This window comes from Mariniluteicoccus flavus (assembly GCF_054776655.1).
In genome coordinates, this window is record NZ_BAAHBN010000001.1 from 223,019 (window position 1) to 240,335 (window position 17,317).

Genomic DNA, 17,317 nt, shown 5'->3' on the forward strand with positions numbered 1-17,317 from the left:
CCCACCGGGCGGACTCGCCAGAGCCTCTCAGCCCTCGTGGTAGCCCTGCTCGACCGCATAGAGCGCGAGCTCGACGCGATTGTGGAGCTTGAGCTTGCGCAGCACGTTCTGAACATGGTTCTGCACCGTGCGGTGGGAGACATAGAGCTGGTCGGCGATCTCGCGGTAGGCCAGCCCCTTCGCCACGTAGCGCAGCACCTCGACCTCGCGCCCGGTCAGCGACGGGCCGGTGTCGTTGTGGGCCTCGGCGTTGGAGACCATGCGGCGGAACTCGCCCAGCACCAGCCCCGCGAGGCTCGGGGTGAAGACCGCCTCGCCCTCGGCGGTCTGGCGTACGCCCTCGATCATCTCCTCCGGCGACGCCGACTTCAGCAGGTAGCCGCGGGCGCCGGCCTTGACCGCGCGCAGGACATCGCCGCGCTCGCCGGAGGCCGACACGACAAGCACGAGGAGGTCGGGGAACTCCGAGAGGAGGATCTCGGTGCAGGTCGCGCCGTCGGGCTCGGGGATCTGGAGGTCCATGATCACGACCTCGGGACGCGTGGCGCGGGCGCGGGTCAGGCATTCCTCGCCGTTGCGGGCGGTGGCGACGATCTCGAAGCCGTCGTCCTCGAGGTCACCGCTCATGGCCTCGATCCACATGGGGTGGTCGTCGACCAGCATCACACGACGAGCGCGGGTCGTGCCGTTGCCATTGCTGTACGCCCCGTTGCCATATGACGCCACTGCCGTGTTCCTCCCGATGTCGTGCCTGTACGCCCGGTCGAGTCACAACTCGATCGGTACGCGGAACTCCCACTCGACGCCCCGGCCCGGCGCGGCCCGCAGTGTCGCGGTGCCGCCGAGCTCGTGGATGCGACCGTAGATGGAGTGTTTCATGCCCATGCGGCCACTCTGCATGGCCAGCGCGAACTGATTCGGGTCGCCCCCGACGCCGTTGTCGCGCACAGAGACCGTCGCCTCGTTGCCGTCGATCTCGAGGAACACCCAGGCCTTCGCCTGCGGGCCGGCGTGCTTCGCCACGTTGTTCAGGGCCTCCGCCACCGCCGCGTCGAGCTCGGTGGCGCGGGCCGACTCCATCAGCAGGGGCTCGACCGGCGTGGCCACCGAGACGTTGTGGGAGGCGTGGCGGTCGAGCAGCACCGCGAAGTTGCGGTGGGTGACATCGCGCGGGTCGCGCGAGTTCGGGTCGATGTCGGTCTCCTGGATGAGCGCGCGCAGGGCGACCTCCTGCTGGTGGGCGCTGCGGGCGAGCATCGCCCCGCGCGGGCCGAGGTGGCGTCCCTCGCGCTCGACCATGGCGAGCACCTGGAGGACGCCGTCGTGGACGATGCGGGCCAGGCGCTGGCGCTCGGCGAGGGCGGCGTTGGTGGCCTGCACCTGCATGCGCTCGAGGATCGAGGCGCGGATCACGTCGATGGTCCAGCCGAGTCCTCCGGCGGCCGCGATGAGCACGAGGGCGAGCCCCCAGCGGTCGACGGCGGGGGTCGGGGCGACGACCAGCAGGGCGACGCTGAGCAGCGTGGCCGCGATCATGCCCTGGACCCAGCCGCAGGCGAGCACGACCGCGAGGCCGCCGGCGGCGAGCCAGAACGCGGTGATCGGGGGGACGCGCAGGTCCGGGGGCATGGCGACGAGGGTCGTGAACGCCAGCGCGAACCCGATGGCGACCTCGGCCCATGCCAGCCAGCGGCGGCGATGGGGCTTGCGGGCGGAGACCACGGTCAGCACGACCGTCGTGACGGTCATGGCGACGCAGACCGCGATCACCAGCGGCGGGTGGAGCGCCCGGTGGAGGCGCGAGACGTCCATCGTGATCGTGAGGCCCAGCGCCAGCCAGCGCAGGTGGCCGAGCACGCGGAAGAACGGCTCGATGGGATCGGGCCCGGCGTACGCGCGCGGGTCGGGCTGGCCGAGGCGCTGCGGCAGCATCTGGCGAAGGCCGCGGGAGGCCTGGGGAGGGACCGGAAGGGTCACTCCGTGGCGTCCTTCGATTCCTTGGACTTGTCGGCGTCCTTGGCCTTCTCGGCGTCCTTGGCCTTCTCGGCGTCCTTGGCCTTCTCGCGGGCCACCGTCGCGTACTCGTCGACGTATTCCTGGCCCGACAGCTCCATGACCGCATACATGATCTCGTCGGTGATCGAGCGCAGGATGAAGCGGTCGTCGGCCATGCCCTCATAGCGCGAGAAGTCGAGCGGCTCGCCGAACTTCACGATGGGCGTGACGACGCGGCCGAAGTGCTTGTTGGCCGGCGCGATGATGTCGGTGTTGATGACGGCGGTGGGGATGACGGGGACGCGGGCCTCGAGCGCGAGGCGGGCCACACCCGTGCGGCCCTTGTAGAGCCGGCCGTCGTGGGAGCGGGTGCCCTCGGGGAAGATGCCGAACAGCTCGCCGCGGCGGAGCACGCGCAGGCCGGCCTTGAGCGCGCCCTCGGACGCCTTGCCGCCCGCGCGGTCGATGGGGACCTGGCCCGTGCCCGCGAAGAAGCGGCGCTGGACGAACCCCTTGATGCCGGTGCCGGTGAAATAGTCGCTCTTCGCGACGTAGGTGATGCGGCGGCGCAGCGCGAGCGGCGTGAACAGCCAGTCGGCGACCGAGAGGTGGTTGGCGGCGATGATCGCGGGGCCGTGGACCGGCACGTTCTCGGCGCCCTCGACGATGGGCCGGAAGACGCGCTTCATGCCGGGGCCGATGAGGATGTTCTTGAACAGCCAATACAATGAGCGGCCCCCGCCCTCCCCCACGCGGCCGGTGTCGGGGTCGATGAACGCCAGCCCCGGCGTACCGGTCTGGTCGTCGGCGTTGGGGGTCTGTTCGGGCTGTTCGGGCTCGGGGGTCTGTTCGGGCTCGGTCATGGTCGCTCCTCCAGCTCGGCCGTGGTCGGCGGGACGCGCAGGCCGAGGCCCGGACGCTCCTGGACCTTCTCCTCGATGTTGCGGCCGTCGAGCGCGCCGGACTTCACGCTGGTGGCGTAGACGTCGACATATTCCTGGCCGGTGAGCCGCTGGATCGCGGCCATGATCTCGTCGGTGACCCAGCGCAGGACCTCGCGGTCGCCGGGTCGGTCGTAATACTGCGAGAAGTCGAGGGGCTCGCCGATGCGGATGCCGGGGCGGCGCAGCGTCGGGATGCCTAACACGCCCTTCACGACCTCGGTGCCGACGGTGCCGACCGGCACGACCGGCACGCGGTGTTGCAGGACGAGGCGCGCGACGCCGGTCTTGCCCTTGTAGAGGCGGCCATCGGGCGAGCGCGTGCCCTCGGGATAGATGCCGAGCAGGTTGCCGTCGGCCAACACCTGGGAGACTTGGTCGAGGCTCGCGCCGCTGGCGTGGCCGCCGGAGCGGTCCATCGGGAGCATGCCGACGTGGCGGAGGAACCACGCCACGACCTTGCCGCCCACCGTCTTCTGCTTGAACAGCTCGGCCTTCGCCGGGAAGATCAGCTTCGGCGGGATGGACGCGGGAAGCACCAGGGTGTCGTAGTAAGACAGGTGGTTCGAGACCAGGACCGCCGGTCCCTTCGCGGGCACGTTCTCGCGCCCCTCCACCCACGGCCTCCAGGCGTGCTTGATGAAGGGTGCGAACAACAGCCACTTGAACAGCCAGTAATACAACGTCTCCCCTGCCTCTCGGGCGACACCCTACCGCCGCCGGTCCTGGAAAGACGACGAGCGCCGACCCCCTCACGTTCTCCGACCGAGGCCGCCTGCGGCCGAGACGACGAGCGCCGACCCCCTCACGTTCTCCGAGCGAGGCCGCCTGCGGCCGAGACGAGGAGCGCCGTCGGTCCTGCGACTACGATGCGTGCGTGGGAATCCTGCCGATCAAGAAGAACGTCGACGCCGACCACGACGCGGCCGTCGCCCGCCACGCGACCCCGTACGCCGGGGGTGACGGCGAGGCCGGCGTACTGCTGTGTCATGGGTTCACCGGCTCCCCGACCAGCATGGTGGCGTGGGCGAAACACCTCGAGGCCGACGGCTTCCGCGTACGCGTGCCCCTGCTGCCGGGTCACGGCACGCGCTGGCAGGACATGAACCTGACGCAGTGGGAGGACTGGTACGCAGCCGTCGATGCCGCGTTGCGGGAGCTGTCGCGCGAGTGCAGCGTCGTCTTCGTCGCGGGCCTGTCGATGGGCGGCGCACTGGCGCTGCGGCTGGCCGAACAGCACGGGGATGCCGTGCGCGCGATCGCGCTGGTCAACCCCTGCATCGGGCTGACCGACAAGCGCCTGCTCGCCTTGCCGGTTCTGTCGCGGTTCGTGCCGTCGATCGCCGGCATCAGCGACGACATCGCGAAGCCGGGGGTCAGTGAATATGGCTATCGGCGCACGCCCCTGCGCGCCCTGGCGTCGCAGATGAAGCTGTGGGAGACCGTGCGCGGCGACCTGGCGAAGGTCGACCAGCCGATCCTGCTGTTCCGGTCGGTCACCGACAACGTCGTGGACGCGTCGTCGGCCGACCTGATCCGCTCGGGCGTGGCGTCCGACGAGCTCAGCGAGCGGCTGCTCCACCGCAGCCACCATGTCGCCACCCTCGACCACGACGCCGACGACATCTTCCGCGAGTCGGCCGAGTTCTTCCGCCGACACGCGGGCGCCCGGGCCTAGGCGTACGCCGGAGCGCGACGTGACCGACAACCGCCCCGAGCCGGGCCGACGCCCGGAGGACTTCGACCGCGACTTCGCCGCCATCGTCGCCCAGATCGAGTCGACCCGCTTGAAGGAGCCCGAGCAGGGCTGGCTGAACCTCGGCGACGAGATCGAGGCCGCCGAGCCCGACGAGCCGCCGGAGAAGGACTGGAAGCCGGAGCCGCTACCCGGGCCGCGGAAGCCGTCGGCGCTGGCGGCGGTCGGGTGGGCCTGCGCGGCGTACGTGGTGGCGGTGTTGGTGCTCACCATCGTGGGGGTGTCGCTGCCGTCGATCCTGGTCTATCTGGCGATCGCGGCGTTCGTGGCGGCGCTGGGGATCGGGTTCATGAAACTGCCGAGGGACCGCGACCCGGGGGACGGTGACGGGGCGGTGGTGTGAGGGCCGGTCGACCCCCCGCTTCCTGCTCGTGGCACGTTCCGAGAGACTGGACGGTGACCGACCACCAGGAGGAGATCTCATGCCCCAGACAGTGAAGGGTGTCATCGCCCGTTCGAAAGGCGCCGACGTCGAGCTCGTCGACATCGTCGTCCCCGACCCCGGCCCCGGTGAGGCCGTCGTGAAGGTGCAGGCGTGCGGCGTCTGCCACACCGACCTCCACTACCGCGAGGGCGGCATCAACGACGAGTTCCCGTTCCTGCTGGGCCACGAGGCCGCCGGTGTCGTCGAGTCGGTCGGCGAGGGTGTGACCGACGTCGCGCCGGGCGACTACGTGGTGCTGAACTGGCGCGCCGTCTGCGGCCAGTGCCGCGCGTGCGCCAAGGGCGAGCCCTGGTATTGCTTCGACACCCACAACGCCGAACAGAAGATGACCCTCGCCGACGACGGCACCGAGCTGTCCCCCGCCCTCGGCATCGGCGCCTTCATCGAGAAGACCCTCGTCGCCGCCGGCCAGTGCACCAAGGTCGACCCCGCCGCGGCCCCCGAGGTCGCCGGCCTGCTCGGCTGCGGCGTCATGGCCGGCATCGGCGCGGCCCTGAACACCGGGGGCGTACGCCGGGGCGACTCCGTCGCCGTCATCGGCTGCGGCGGTGTCGGCATGGCGTCGGTCGTGGGCGCCGCCCTCGCCGGCGCGTCCAAGGTGATCGCTGTCGACACCGACCCGCGCAAGCTCGAGAAGGCGCTCGGCCTCGGCGCGACGCACACCATCGACCCGAAGTCGGACGGCGACGTCGTCGAGAAGATCCGCGAGCTGACCGACACGTTCGGCGCCGATGTCGTCATCGACGCCGTCGGCCGGCCCGAGACCTTCACCCAGGCCTTCCACGCGCGTGACCTCGCGGGCACGGCGGTGCTGGTCGGCGTACCCACGCCGGAGATGACGTGGGAGATCCCGCTGCTGGAGGTCTTCGGCCACGGCGGCTCGGTGAAGTCGTCCTGGTATGGCGACTGCCTGCCCTCGCGCGACTTCCCCATGTTGATCGACCTCCACCTGCAGGGCCGCCTGCCGCTCGACGCGTTCGTGACCGAGAAGATTGCGATCGGCGACGTCGAGGCGGCGTTCGACAAGATGCACGCCGGCGACGTGCTGCGCTCGGTCGTGATGATCGACGCCGAGAACACGAAGGAGAACGCATGAGGATCGACCACGGCACCACCTCAGGCACCTTCTCGCTCGATGGCGAGACCCACGAGGTCGACAACAACGTGTGGGTCATCGGCGACGACGAGGAGTGCCTCGTCATCGACGCGCCCCACTCGGTCGAGGGCATCCTGGAGGTCGTCGGTGACCGCCGCGTGCTCGCGATCGTGTGCACGCACGCCCACGACGACCACGTACGCGTGGTCCACGAGCTCGCCGAGCGGGTGGAGGCGCCGATCCTGCTCCACCCGGACGACCGGCCGCTGTGGGACCTCACCCACCCCGGCACCGCGTGGGACCGCGACCTCCGCGACGGCGAGAAGCTCGTGGTCGCGGGCGAGGAGGTCCGCGTGATCCACACGCCGGGCCACGCGCCGGGCGCGGTGTGCCTCTATCTGCCGGCCGACGGCGTGCTGTTCTCCGGCGACACGCTGTTCGCGGGAGGCCCTGGGGCGACGGGCCGGTCGTTCTCGAGCGAGGACGTGATCACCGAGTCGATCCGGACGAAGCTGTTCGCGCTGCCCGACGAGACCGTGGTCCACACGGGCCACGGCGACTCGACGACGATCGGCGCGGAGGCGGAGGCGCTGGGGCGTTAGCAGCCACCCGACGCTGGCCGGCCACCCCCACGCTGGCTGAGCGAGCGCCAGCGAGTCGAAGCCACCCACGCTGGCCGTCCACCCCCACGCTGGCTGAGCGAGCGCCAGCGAGTCGAAGCCACCCCACGCTGGCCGGCCACCCCCACGCTGGCTGAGCGAGCGCCAGCGAGTCGAAGCCACCTTCGACTCGGCCGCAAGCGGCCTCGCTCAGGCAACGTGGGGGCCGGCGGCCTCGCTCAGGCAACGTGGGGACTCTGGCCTCGCTCAGGCAGCGTGGGGGCCGGCGGCCTCGCTCAGGCAACGTGGGGACTCTGGCCCAGGTCCAGCACCGTACGCAGCGTGCGGCGAGCCCGGTCGGCCGAGAAGTGCTCCTTGGCGTGCTGTCGGCCGACCCGGCCCATCCGCTCGGCCGCGTCGAGGTCGGTGAGCAGGGCCAGCAGGTGCCGGGCGAGGGCCGGCGCGTCGTCGGGCTCGACGAGGTGGCCGGTCTCCCCCGCCACCAGCGTCTCCGACGCGCCGCCGGAGTTGCCCGCGATCACCGCGAGACCGCAGGCGGCGGCCTCGAGGAACACCAGCCCCAGGCCTTCGGGGTTCAGCCCGGCGCGGCGCGTACGCACCGGCAGCGCGAAGACGTGCGCCGCCTGCAGCACCGCCGGCATCGCGGCGTGGGCGACCGACCCGGCGAACGTGACGGTGTCGGTGAGTCCCAGCCGGGCGACCTGCGCGGTCAGCGCCGTCTTCTCGGGCCCGCCCCCGACGAGCACGAGTTCCGGCCTGGGCGCGTCGGCCGGCCACCGGCGTACGACGTCGGCCCAGGCGTCGACCAAGGTGTCGAAGCCTTTCTGCTTGACCATGCGGCCCGCGGCGACGGCGGTGGGCCGCGCCGGACGCGTCTCGTCCGGGCGGAACAGCGCGGTGTCGACGGGCGGGGACAGGCGTACCATCGCGTGGCGCGCGGCCGGCGCGAGCGCAGGACGGATCAGGCCGGCGGTGAAGTCGGAGATATAGCTGACGTGGTCGACCGACGCCCCGATGCGCCGCATGAGCGTGCGGAATCCCGGCACCGACGACCACCAGATCTCGTGGCCGTGGGTGATGGCGAGCATGCGGACGATGCCCCGCGTACGCAGCCGTCGCGCGAGCAGGCCAAGCGGCGCCGCCGCGCCGAACACGACGCGCGTGCACCCGTGGGCGTCGATCAGGCGCTCCGCCTCGGCCGCGACGCGACCGGTCGGCAGGAGCGTGCCGGGCAGGCGGACGACGGGGAACGGCAGCCCGGCGTCGTACGCGGCCCCGCCCTCCTCCTCGCGCGTCAGGACGACGACGTCGTGGTCGAGCAGGTCGCAGAGCACGCGGACGAACGACTCGATCCCGCCGATGCGCGGCGGGAAGTCGTTGGTGATCACCAACGTGGTCGCGCTCACCCTCACCCCTTCCGCCGGCCGAGCTCCGCGGCGGTCGCCGCGGCCAGCCGGTCCTGCGTCCAGCCATTCTTGCGCAGCGCGTCGTCGAACGTGGCCCCCTCGCTGAGATCGGCCTGGATGCGCGTCGCTGCGTCGCCGAGGACGCGTACGCCGATGCGCGCGCGGGCGTACGCGGTGGCCACGTCGGCGCGGGTCGGGTCGAGCTCGGCATCGGTCGGGAGGCTGGCGGGGGCACCAGCCCGCAGGGCGGCGCCGAGTTGGGCGTCGAGCACCGCGGCGACGTCGGGGTGGGCCGCAGCGGCGACGTGGTCTGCGTACCCCTCGACGAACCAGGCCGGCCAGCGGTGGTGGGGCGAGTCGGTGGCGGCGTGGACCGACTCGTGGGTGAGGAGGAACTGGCGGCCCGATCCGGTCGTGGCGGCGCCGGGGCCGGGATTGACGACGATGCGGGTGCCGTCACCGAAGGCCCAGCAGGCGGCGCCGACGGTGCGCAGCGCCGGTGTCGCGACGAGGCGCTCGAGTTGGTGGGTGTTGGACGGGAGCTCGGCGACGAGGGTCGCGGGACTCAGGCCGGCGGCGCGGAGGTCGACGGCGGCGCGCTGGAGCCCGTCGAGCCAGGAAGCGGGGTCGTGGGTTCGCGTGGCCACGACCGCCGCGCCCGGGGCGCGGGCGACGGTGACGGGCTCGAGGAGCCACAGGGGCACCGGGTCGGTCGCCGGGGTGGGCGCGTCGGCGAGTCCGGCGAGCCGCGGTCGGCCCTGCGCGTCGGTGGTGGTCGTGACCCAGATCGTGTGGGCGACGGGCCGGGCCTCGCCCTCGACGCGGGTGGCGGCGCGGAGGGCGCGGACGGTCGCGGTGGGGCCGAGGATCGCGCGGCGGGCGGGGGTCAGCGGCGCGGTGCGGCCGAGGTCGGTGGCGGCGACCTCGAACTGTGCGAGGTTGGCGCGCACCATCGCGATGACGGGCTCGGCGCCGGGGTCGGTGGCATCGACCGGGTCGCGGAGCAGGAGGGCGGCGGGATCCGCGAGGGAGGCGCTGGCCGCGCTGGCCCGCTGCGTCGCGGGCGGGGGTGGCGGCGCAGGGGTTTGCGTACACGCCGGGAACAACGCGACGACCCCCAGCAGCATCGCGAGGATGCGGCCGGGGGCCGAGGGGCGTACGCGGGACTCAGCCGACGCGGACACCGAAGCTGAAGCCGCTCAGCGTCGTGTAACGCACGTTCGAGCCTGTGTGGGGGGCGTGGATGACGACGCCGTTGCCGACATAGAGGCCGACGTGGCTGAGGCTGCCGTAGAGCACGAGGTCGCCGGGCTGGAGGTCGCCGAGGGAGACGCGGCGGCCGGCGCTGGCCTGGGCGCCCGAGACGCGTGGGAGGGAGACGCCGGCGGCGGCCCACGCCTTCATCGTGAGGCCGGAGCAGTCATAGCCCGCGGGGCCGACGCCGCCGTAGATGTAGGGCTTGCCGAGCTGGGCCTTGGCGAAGGCGATCGCGGTGGCGCCGCGGCCGGATCCGGGGGGCACGGGCGCGGCGGGAGCGGGCGCGGGGGCCGGCGCCTTCGAGGTGGCGCCGCGGGTCGGCGTGGCCGAGGCGGAGGGGCGCGCGCTCGGCGCGGCAGAGGTCGGGGCGGCGGTGGGCGTCGAGCGCCCTCCCGCACGAGAGGTGTCGTTGGTGACGGCGGTCGCGGCGCGCTCGGCCTGGGCCGCGGCCTCGCGCTCCTCGCGCTGGCGCTCGGCCTCGAGGCGGGCACGCTCCTCGGCCGACAGCCTGTCGAGCACCTTGCGGGCCGCGGCGAGCTTCGTCTGGGCGTTGTCCTGGGCCTGCTTGGCCTGCTTGCCGGCCTGGTCGATGGTGGCGACATCGGTCGCAGCGCCGCGCTTCATGTCGGCGAGGTTGGCCTGCTGGGACTGGAAGTCCTGGAGCAGGCTGTTCTGGTTCGCGCCGACCTGCTGGATGGTCGCGAACTGGCTCATGAAGCCGTCCACGTCGGAGCGCAGGAAGATCTGGGTGACGGGGTTGACGCTGCCCTGCTGATATTGCGACAGGGCGACCTGGCTCACCTGGCGGCGCATGGCGTCGACGCGGCCGGTCTGGGCCGCAACATCGGCCTCGCGGTTCTTCAGGCGCGCCTGGGCGTCCTCGAGCTGCTGCTGGGCGCCGAGCGCCTCCTGGTCGTGGGCGGCCGCCTGCATCGACAGCGACTCGACCTCGGCGCGGGCCTTCGCGACGGCGTCGGGGTCGGCGTGGGCCGCGGGGACGGACGTGAGGATGACTGCGGCTGCGGACAGGCTGATCAGGCCCGAACGGACGCCCTTCGACATGCGTGTGGACACGCAATTCCCTTCATTCGTACACCCAGCCGGACCTTCAGCGGGGTGACGGGCTGGGGAAGTGGCCCGGTCTGCGCGGATTCGGCGAGCGGCTGCTGCCGCCGTGTAGACCCTAGGTCACGCTTGTGTCACAGGCAACCCATGGCGTGTCGCGTCGGACCGCGGTGGGGCGGGCGTCAGGCCCGCCGGCGTGTCGCGTCGGGCCGCCCCTCCCCCTCGACGAGTCGCAGCGGGGGCACGAGTCCCGACAAGGCGAGGGCGTCGAGCGCGGCACGCTCGTCGCCGTCGAGCTCGACCCGCGTGGGCGCGCCCACCTCGGGGAAGCCGAGCAGGACCGAGATGACGCAGTCGCCGCAGCCGATGTCGCGGGCGGTGCAGGTGGCACAGTCAACAGTGAGATTCTCCATGTCGAAGAGGCTCGCAGGGGGGTCCGACAATCCTGAAACGCTCTCCGAGCGAACCGACACGTTGGCTGAGCGAGGCCGCCCGCGGCCGAGTCGAAGCCAGACACACTCTCCGAGCGACCCGACACGTTGGCTGAGCGAGGCCGCCCGCGGCCGAGTCGAAGCCAGACACGCTCTCCGAGCGAGCGCAGCGAGTCGAGGAGCGACGCAACGAGAATTGTCAGAGGCCGTCTCTACCGTCCTCCACATGTCCTTGAACCAGCCCGCCTTCGACGACCTCGGCACTCCCCTGTCCCAGGTCACCTTCATCGTCGTCGACCTCGAGACGACCGGCAGCTCCGGCGACGACACCATCACCGAGATCGGCGCGGTGAAGGTCCGGGGCGGTGAGGTCCTGGGCGAGTTCCAGACGCTCGTCAACCCGAACTCCGCCATCCCGCCGCTGATCCAGGCCCTCACCGGCATCACGAACGCGATGGTCCTCGACGCCCCCGCGCTCGCCGAGGTCATGCCGGCGTGGCTCGAGTTCAGCCGCGACGGCGTGCTCGTCGCCCACAACGCGGGGTTCGACATCGGCTTCCTCAAGCGGGCGTGCGCGACCCACGGCTACGCCTGGCCCAACAACCCCGTGCTCGACACAGTGGCGCTGGCGCGGTGCGCGATGCTCCGCGACGAGGTCCCCAACCACAAGCTCGCGACGCTCGCCCACCACTTCCACGCGACCACGACGCCCAACCACCGGGCCCTGTCCGATGCGCGCGCCACGGTCGACGTCCTTCACGGGCTGCTCGAGCGCGTCGGCAACCTCGGCGTCCACACCTTCGACGAGCTCCGCGAGATGACGCGCCGCGTGTCGCCCGAGCGCCGCGCGAAGCGCCGCTGGGCCGAGGGACTGCCCGAGGGCCCCGGTTGCTATCTGTTCACCCACGACGACGAGGTCCTCTACGTCGGCAAGTCGGTGAACATCCGCACCCGCGTACGCAGCTATTTCACCGCCGCCGAGTCGCGGCGCCGCATGGACGAGATGGTGCGCGTGGCCGACGGCGTACGCGCGGTCGAGTGCGCGACGCCGCTCCACGCCGAGATCACGGAGCTGCGCCTGATCGAGGCCCACGCGCCGCGCTACAACCGGCGCTCGAAGTTCCCGCGCAAGGTGCAGTGGCTCAAGATCACCGACGAGCCGTTCCCGCGCCTGTCGCTGGTGCGGCGGGTCGCCGATGACGGTGCGACCTATTTCGGCCCGTTCCGGTCGCGCCAGACCGCCGAGGACGTGCTGCTCGCGCTCCACGAGGCGTTCCCGATCCGCCAGTGCACACGGCGGCTGTCGGCGCGTACGCCGTCGGGGGCCTGCGTCCTCGCCGAGCTCGGGCGTTGCCTCGCGCCCTGCCTGCTGGAGTCGCCGCCGGAGGCGTACGCGGGGGTGGTCGAGCGCGTACGCGGGGCCCTGGCCTCCGACGTGCGGCCGGTCATCACCGCGGCCCGGCCGCGGCTGCGCCGACTCGTGGACGAGGAGCGGTTCGAGGAGGCGGCGACGGTGCGCTCACGGCTCGAGACGTGGGCCCGCAGCGCCCAGCGACATCACCGCGTGGCGAGCCTGGCGGCCTGCCCCCAGATCGTGGCGGCCGAGCGGGTGGGTGGATCGTGGGAGATCCACGTGGTGCGCCACGCGCGACTGGCGGCCGCGGCGGTGGCGCGGCCCGGCGAGGTGCCGCAGGTGATCGCCCGCGAGGCCGTGCTGATGGCCGAGACGGTGACGGCGCCGCCGGCGCCCCTTCCCGCGGCGACCATCGAGGAGGCCGAGCGCATCGCGGCGTGGCTGGAGCGCCCGGGCGTACGCCTGATGGAGATCGAGGGCGACTGGGCGTGGCCGCTCCATGCGGGGCTGGCGGAGGGAGACCTGGCGCGCCATGCGCTGGCGGGGTGAGGCTCCTCGTCTCGGCCGCAGGCGGCCTCGCTCGGAGAACGTTCTCCGGGTGAATGCGGTCCCCCACGTTCTCCGAGCGAACGCGGTTCCCCACGTTCTCCGGGTGAACGCGGTCCCCCACGTTCTCCGAGCGAGCGAAGCGAGTCGAGGAGAGCTAAGCCGACCCAACCCCGCGTACGCCCAGTTCCTCCAGCAACCCCGCCACCCGCGCCTGCAGGTCGTCACGGATCTTCCGCACCACCGCGAGCGGCTGGTGGTCGGGGTCGGCGACGTCCCACTCGACGACGCGGCGGCCAACCATCTCGGGCAGGTCGGCGCCCATGTCGACCACGACGTCGGCGGCATGGACCACGTCGCCCGCGCGGCCCGACGGGTACGCGTGGTCGAGATTGATGCCGACCTCGGCGAGGGCCTCCACGACGACGGGGTTGAGTCCGGAACCGGGCTGCAGTCCCGCCGAGCGCACGTGCACGTGCTCGCCCGCGAGGTGTTCGGCGATGGCCGCGGCCATCTGGGAGCGACCGGTGTTGTGGACACAGACGAACAGCACTTCCGGCACGACCTTCGCCACGCGCCCGTCGTGGCGCGCGCGGGCCAGCAGGTGGTCGCGGGCGTGCTTGGCCACGAGCACCTCGAGGAAGTCCGGGTGCTTGGCGGTCGGCTCGATGGCGGCGCGTGCCTCCTCCACGGCCGCGGCGACCTCGTCGCGGTCGAACGTGTCGGCATACCGCTCGGCGAGGTCCTCCACGACGTGGGCATAGCTGGCGGCGGTGGGCGTCTTCATCATGCGATCAGTTTACGCTGTGTTCATCTTTTGGTCACCGCATTGACACCCTCAGGCGACCGACCCCGTCCCGACGCCGAGTCCCTACGATGCACCCCATGGGCAACTACACCGTCACGCGCTCGATCACCGTCGACGCTCCCGCCGCGCGCGTGCTCGCGCTCATCACCGACCTCCACCGCTGGGTGGACTGGTCACCGTGGGAGGACACCGACCCCGCCCTGAACCGCACCTACTCGGGGGCCCAGTCGGGCGTCGGGCAACGGTACGCCTGGCGCGGCAACAAGAAGGCCGGCGAGGGGACGATGGAGATCATCGACTTCGAGAAGGGTCTGGGGCGCCTGAAGGTCGCGGCCGAGCGGGCCTGAGGGCAGCTCGCGGCAGACACGCCCTAGGATTCCCCCATGGTCACCGCGATTGTGTTCATCCAGGCCGACGTCGCCCGCATCCCCGAGGTCGCGGAGCAGATCGCCGCGCTCCCCGGCGTCACCGAGGTCTATTCGGTCACCGGCCGCATCGACCTGATCGCCATGGTGCGCGTGCGCAACCACGACGAGGTCGCGGCGGTCGTCGCCGATCGCCTCAACAAGGTGCCGGGAGTCACCGACACCGAGACCCACATCGCGTTCCGGGCCTATTCGAGCCACGACCTGGACGCAGCCTTCTCGCTGGGCGACTGAGCCCGGCGTACGCGTCGTTGTCGCGTGTGAAAAGTGCACACGTGCGCGCAACACGCTGACGAGTGCCCGCCCAGGCCGCGAAAAGTGCACACCCGTGCGCAACACGCCCACGCATCCCCCGCCCAGGCCACGAAAAGTGCACACCCGTGCGCAACACGCCCACGCATCCCCCGCCCAGGCCACGAAAAGTGCACACCCGTGCGCAACACGCCCACGCACCCCCCGCCCAAGCCACGAAAAGAGCACACCCGTGCACTTTTCACCCCCCGGGAACATCGCCCGCACCGCACGGTCGTCGCATGTGCACGAGTTGCGTCGACACGCCGGGGCGCTCACCCAACTCAAGCACTCAGGTGCGCAAGTTGGGCCAATTTGGCCGGCGGTGCCCACGCGGCCAGGCCCACGCGACGGCCCGTACGCCAACCTCAGCCCAGCAGCGCCGGCGCCAGCGCGCCCACCACGCAGACCAGTCCCACCGCAACCAGCCCCAGCGTCTCCGCCCGGCTGTCGCGTGCCTTCGCCAGCACCATGCCGGCCGCGCCGCCCGCGAGGATGGCGCCGACCTGGGCGATCCAGCCGACCGAGCCCATCGCGAGGCTCCAGACGACCATGAGCCCGAGCAGGATCAGGTCGCCGCGGATGTCCTCGCCCCGCACGAGCTTCACCGCCGCGACGGCGGCCAGCAGGCCGAGGATCACCGCATATTGCATGGGCATCAGCCGCACGTTCGCCAGCAGCATCAACGCCGCCGACGCTCCCAGTGACGACACCACCAGCACGCCCAGCATGCGCCAGCGCCCGATCTCGGCCTCGACGCTCGTGCCGACGAACCAGATGAACAGCAGGTTGATCAGGAGCTGCAGCAACCCGCCGGCGAGGAAGATGCCCGTCACCAGGCGCCACAGCTGGCCCTGAGCGATCAACGGGTCGGAGAACGCCAGGAACCACGACGCCGCCCCGCGCGACACGAGGTCGATGATCGCCACCGCGCCGGTGATGACCATCAATGCCACGGTCGTCGAGACGGGACCGCGCCCGCCCAGCACACCCGCGAGCGGGCCGGGCGTACGCCGGGGTCCGCGCCGCGGGGCGCCTCCCCCGGCGGACGACGAGGGCCCGACACAGTCGGGGCACTGGAAGCCGACCGATGCCGGGCGCATGCACTCACCGCAGATGGGCTTGTCACACCGCTGGCAGGTGATGCCGGTGGTGCGGTCGCGGTGGCGATAGCACGGCACGAAACGAGCGTCGTCACTCGGCGCCGGGCCACTGCCCGCGCGCTTGGAGAACTCGTCCCAGGTGAAGTCGGGCCTCTCGTCGCTCATCGGTGGATCAGGCCTCGGTGACCTCGACGGAGTTCATGACGACGTCCTCGACCGGGCGGTCACCGCGGGCGGTGCGCACCTTGCCGATGGCGTCGACGACGTCGCGCGACGCCTGGTCGGCGACCTCGCCGAAGATCGTGTGGCGACGGTTCAGGTGGGGCGTCGGCGCAACGGTGATGAAGAACTGCGAGCCGTTGGTGCCGGGCCCGGCGTTCGCCATCGCCAGCAGGTAGGGCTTGTTGAAGGCCAGGTCGGGGTGGAACTCGTCGCCGAACTTGTAGCCCGGATCGCCGGTGCCGGTGCCCAGCGGGCAGCCGCCCTGGATCATGAAGCCGTCGATCACGCGGTGGAAGATCAGGCCGTCATAGAAGTTGCCGGTGGTCTGCGCGCCGGTCTTGGGGTCGGCGTACTCCTTCTGGCCCGTCGCGAGGCCGACGAAGTTGTCGACGGTCTTCGGCGCGTGGGTGTCGAAGAGGTTGATGACGATGTCACCGTGGTTCGTGTGCAGGGTCGCGGTCTTGGCCACGTCTCACTCCTTGTTCGGATGTCTGGTGTGCCTGCCCATCTTGGCACGGTCGGCGAACCGTACGCCCGCCCGCCGCCGACGGGGCGGCCGACGGCGCCTTGTGACCCCTCGGTACGGTGGACTCCACTCCATCCGGAGCAACCCAAACCCACACGGAGGAATCGTGAAGGTCAAAGTCAACGCCGCCGCAGAGAACACTCACACGGCCGCGGGCACCCGAGCAGCCATGATCGCCGACGCCAAGAGCCGCCTCAGCCCCCTGTTCGACCAGGGCCGCACCAAGCTGACGCCGCTTGTCGAGGACGGCCTCAGCAAGCTGGCCCCCCTCGCCGAGGGAGCGAAGGCCAAGGGTGTCGTGTACGCGGCCCAGGCGTCCGAGAAGCTGGCCCCGGCGCGCGCCGTCGCCCAGCAGCGCTATGAGGAGATGCTGCCCCGCCTCGGCGACGCGCTCGAGCAGCTCATCAACGACGAGAACGCCCAGGAGGCCCAGCACCGCGGGCTCGCCGCGCTGGCCGCCCTGCGTGGCGACCTCGCGCTTCCGAAGAAGGACATGAAGCGCCTCCACAAGGACCAGCTCCGTCAGGTGCGCGCGCTGCAGAAGCAGGCCAAGAAGCAGAAGTCGGGTGGCGCGCTGGCCAAGACGGTCCGCACGACCGGCATCCTCGCCGTCCTCGGCGCCCTGGGCTATTTCCTGTGGAAGCAGTTCGGCTCCTCGAGCGACTCCGACTGGCAGGCCCACAACGCGTCGGCCTACACCAACGCCAAGACCGACTCCACCACGACGCAGTCGTTCAGCGAGCCGGTCGACGCCCCGCTGACCGACACTGGCCAGACGGTGGACCGCTCGAAGTACGGCGATGACGCCTTCGTGGGCTCCGAGCCCCCGGCCGGCTTCACCATCAAGGGCAACGAGCGCTCGATGAAATACCACACCGAGGAGACCGGTGGCTATGAGCGCACCATCGCCGACGTCTGGTTCAAGAACGAGCAGGCCGCCGAGAAGGCCGGCTTCACCAAGGCCCAGCGTTGATCCGCTGATCGCCTGAACTCCCCAGCGCCCCCTCCGCCCCCGGCGGAGGGGGCGCTG

At 71.6% G+C, this 17,317-nt stretch carries 18 protein-coding genes and 1 pseudogene; 8 read left to right on the forward strand and 11 right to left on the reverse strand.

All coding sequences use genetic code 11. The annotated features are described in order from the left end of the window. Positions 1–27 precede the first annotated feature (27 nt). The 4 genes from ACYVAG_RS01075 to ACYVAG_RS01090 all read right to left on the reverse strand — a co-directional run bounded on the left by ACYVAG_RS01075 (position 28) and on the right by ACYVAG_RS01090 (position 3,619). On the reverse strand, positions 28–663 hold the full coding sequence (locus ACYVAG_RS01075; protein WP_460766790.1) for a response regulator: 636 nt from the start codon (positions 661–663) through the stop codon (positions 28–30). A gap of 105 nt (positions 664–768) precedes the next feature. After that, positions 769–1,977 (reverse strand): MacS family sensor histidine kinase, encoded by a 1,209-nt coding sequence (gene macS / locus ACYVAG_RS01080; RefSeq protein ID WP_460765376.1) that lies wholly within the window; start codon positions 1,975–1,977, stop codon positions 769–771. Beyond that, positions 1,974–2,858 (reverse strand): lysophospholipid acyltransferase family protein, encoded by an 885-nt coding sequence (locus tag ACYVAG_RS01085; RefSeq protein WP_460765378.1) that lies wholly within the window; start codon positions 2,856–2,858, stop codon positions 1,974–1,976. The genes macS and ACYVAG_RS01085 overlap by 4 nt, the downstream gene beginning before the upstream one ends. Continuing rightward, the gene (locus ACYVAG_RS01090; RefSeq protein ID WP_460765380.1) at positions 2,855–3,619 is read right to left on the reverse strand and encodes a lysophospholipid acyltransferase family protein; all 765 of its coding nucleotides are present in this window, start codon (positions 3,617–3,619) and stop codon (positions 2,855–2,857) included. Before ACYVAG_RS01090 ends, ACYVAG_RS01085 begins: the two co-directional genes overlap by 4 nt. A gap of 194 nt (positions 3,620–3,813) precedes the next feature. Here ACYVAG_RS01090 and ACYVAG_RS01095 point away from each other — a divergent pair, with 194 nt between their 5' ends. The 4 genes from ACYVAG_RS01095 to ACYVAG_RS01110 all read left to right on the forward strand — a co-directional run bounded on the left by ACYVAG_RS01095 (position 3,814) and on the right by ACYVAG_RS01110 (position 6,835). Continuing rightward, complete coding sequence (locus ACYVAG_RS01095) at positions 3,814–4,614, forward strand: alpha/beta hydrolase (protein WP_460765382.1); 801 nt, start codon at positions 3,814–3,816, stop codon at positions 4,612–4,614. A 19-nt stretch (positions 4,615–4,633) separates the two neighbouring features. After that, positions 4,634–5,035, forward strand: coding sequence for a hypothetical protein (locus ACYVAG_RS01100; RefSeq protein ID WP_460765384.1), 402 nt, complete (start codon positions 4,634–4,636; stop codon positions 5,033–5,035). A gap of 79 nt (positions 5,036–5,114) precedes the next feature. Further along, a complete protein-coding gene (locus ACYVAG_RS01105) occupies positions 5,115–6,233 on the forward strand; it encodes an S-(hydroxymethyl)mycothiol dehydrogenase (RefSeq protein WP_460765386.1) in 1,119 nt (372 codons plus the stop codon). Further along, positions 6,230–6,835, forward strand: coding sequence for an MBL fold metallo-hydrolase (locus tag ACYVAG_RS01110; RefSeq protein ID WP_460765388.1), 606 nt, complete (start codon positions 6,230–6,232; stop codon positions 6,833–6,835). Before ACYVAG_RS01105 ends, ACYVAG_RS01110 begins: the two co-directional genes overlap by 4 nt. Positions 6,836–7,128: 293 nt before the next feature. Here ACYVAG_RS01110 and ACYVAG_RS01115 read toward each other — a convergent pair whose 3' ends face one another. The 4 genes from ACYVAG_RS01115 to ACYVAG_RS01130 form a co-directional block, all read right to left on the reverse strand. Beyond that, positions 7,129–8,259 carry a glycosyltransferase family 4 protein gene (locus ACYVAG_RS01115; RefSeq protein ID WP_460765390.1) on the reverse strand — a complete coding sequence of 377 codons (1,131 nt, stop codon included), beginning with the start codon at positions 8,257–8,259 and terminating at the stop codon, positions 7,129–7,131. A 2-nt stretch (positions 8,260–8,261) separates the two neighbouring features. Continuing rightward, positions 8,262–9,443: a hypothetical protein gene (locus ACYVAG_RS01120; protein ID WP_460765392.1), complete on the reverse strand. Its 1,182-nt coding sequence runs from the start codon at positions 9,441–9,443 to the stop codon at positions 8,262–8,264. Further along, positions 9,427–10,590, reverse strand: a complete 1,164-nt coding sequence (locus ACYVAG_RS01125; RefSeq protein ID WP_460765394.1) for a C40 family peptidase — start codon at positions 10,588–10,590, stop codon at positions 9,427–9,429. Before ACYVAG_RS01125 ends, ACYVAG_RS01120 begins: the two co-directional genes overlap by 17 nt. 173 nt (positions 10,591–10,763) lie before the next feature. Further along, positions 10,764–10,994, reverse strand: a complete 231-nt coding sequence (locus ACYVAG_RS01130; RefSeq protein WP_460765396.1) for a hypothetical protein — start codon at positions 10,992–10,994, stop codon at positions 10,764–10,766. 244 nt (positions 10,995–11,238) lie between these two features. On the opposite strand from ACYVAG_RS01130, the gene ACYVAG_RS01135 reads away from it, so the two are divergent. Continuing rightward, positions 11,239–12,915: a DEDD exonuclease domain-containing protein gene (locus ACYVAG_RS01135; RefSeq protein ID WP_460765398.1), complete on the forward strand. Its 1,677-nt coding sequence runs from the start codon at positions 11,239–11,241 to the stop codon at positions 12,913–12,915. Positions 12,916–13,069: 154 nt separating this feature from the next. Here the strand turns inward: ACYVAG_RS01135 and ACYVAG_RS01140 are convergent, their stop codons facing one another. After that, positions 13,070–13,702, reverse strand: coding sequence for an arsenate-mycothiol transferase ArsC (locus ACYVAG_RS01140; RefSeq protein ID WP_460765400.1), 633 nt, complete (start codon positions 13,700–13,702; stop codon positions 13,070–13,072). 95 nt (positions 13,703–13,797) lie between these two features. On the opposite strand from ACYVAG_RS01140, the gene ACYVAG_RS01145 reads away from it, so the two are divergent. Next, a complete protein-coding gene (locus ACYVAG_RS01145; protein ID WP_460765402.1) occupies positions 13,798–14,067 on the forward strand; it encodes an SRPBCC family protein in 270 nt (89 codons plus the stop codon). A 36-nt stretch (positions 14,068–14,103) separates the two neighbouring features. Next, positions 14,104–14,379: an Lrp/AsnC family transcriptional regulator gene (locus tag ACYVAG_RS01150; RefSeq protein ID WP_460765404.1), complete on the forward strand. Its 276-nt coding sequence runs from the start codon at positions 14,104–14,106 to the stop codon at positions 14,377–14,379. A 425-nt stretch (positions 14,380–14,804) separates the two neighbouring features. On the opposite strand, the gene ACYVAG_RS01155 is transcribed toward ACYVAG_RS01150, so the two are convergent. Both ACYVAG_RS01155 and ACYVAG_RS01160 read right to left on the reverse strand, forming a co-directional pair. Next, the gene (locus ACYVAG_RS01155) at positions 14,805–15,704 is read right to left on the reverse strand and encodes a rhomboid family intramembrane serine protease (protein ID WP_460765406.1); all 900 of its coding nucleotides are present in this window, start codon (positions 15,702–15,704) and stop codon (positions 14,805–14,807) included. Between the two features lie 7 nt (positions 15,705–15,711). Then, positions 15,712–16,230 carry a peptidylprolyl isomerase gene (locus ACYVAG_RS01160; protein ID WP_460765408.1) on the reverse strand — a complete coding sequence of 173 codons (519 nt, stop codon included), beginning with the start codon at positions 16,228–16,230 and terminating at the stop codon, positions 15,712–15,714. An 868-nt stretch (positions 16,231–17,098) separates the two neighbouring features. Between ACYVAG_RS01160 and ACYVAG_RS01165 the strand changes: the two are divergent. Next, positions 17,099–17,260, forward strand: a pseudogene (locus ACYVAG_RS01165) (sunset domain-containing protein); the annotation flags it as partial. Positions 17,261–17,317: the final 57 nt, after the last annotated feature.

Excerpts from the sequence above, each read along its gene's own strand:
- ACYVAG_RS01075 (WP_460766790.1), bottom strand. The coding sequence starts at position 663 with ATGCTGGTCGACGACCACCCCATGTGGATCGAGGCCATGAGCGGTGAC.
- ACYVAG_RS01085 (WP_460765378.1), bottom strand. The coding sequence starts at position 2,858 with ATGACCGAGCCCGAACAGACCCCCGAGCCCGAACAGCCCGAACAGACC.
- ACYVAG_RS01105 (WP_460765386.1), top strand. The coding sequence starts at position 5,115 with ATGCCCCAGACAGTGAAGGGTGTCATCGCCCGTTCGAAAGGCGCCGAC.
- ACYVAG_RS01110 (WP_460765388.1), top strand. The coding sequence starts at position 6,230 with ATGAGGATCGACCACGGCACCACCTCAGGCACCTTCTCGCTCGATGGC.
- ACYVAG_RS01130 (WP_460765396.1), bottom strand. The coding sequence starts at position 10,994 with ATGGAGAATCTCACTGTTGACTGTGCCACCTGCACCGCCCGCGACATC.
- ACYVAG_RS01135 (WP_460765398.1), top strand. The coding sequence starts at position 11,239 with ATGTCCTTGAACCAGCCCGCCTTCGACGACCTCGGCACTCCCCTGTCC.
- ACYVAG_RS01140 (WP_460765400.1), bottom strand. The coding sequence starts at position 13,702 with ATGATGAAGACGCCCACCGCCGCCAGCTATGCCCACGTCGTGGAGGAC.
- ACYVAG_RS01145 (WP_460765402.1), top strand. The coding sequence starts at position 13,798 with ATGGGCAACTACACCGTCACGCGCTCGATCACCGTCGACGCTCCCGCC.
- ACYVAG_RS01150 (WP_460765404.1), top strand. The coding sequence starts at position 14,104 with ATGGTCACCGCGATTGTGTTCATCCAGGCCGACGTCGCCCGCATCCCC.
- ACYVAG_RS01155 (WP_460765406.1), bottom strand. The coding sequence starts at position 15,704 with ATGAGCGACGAGAGGCCCGACTTCACCTGGGACGAGTTCTCCAAGCGC.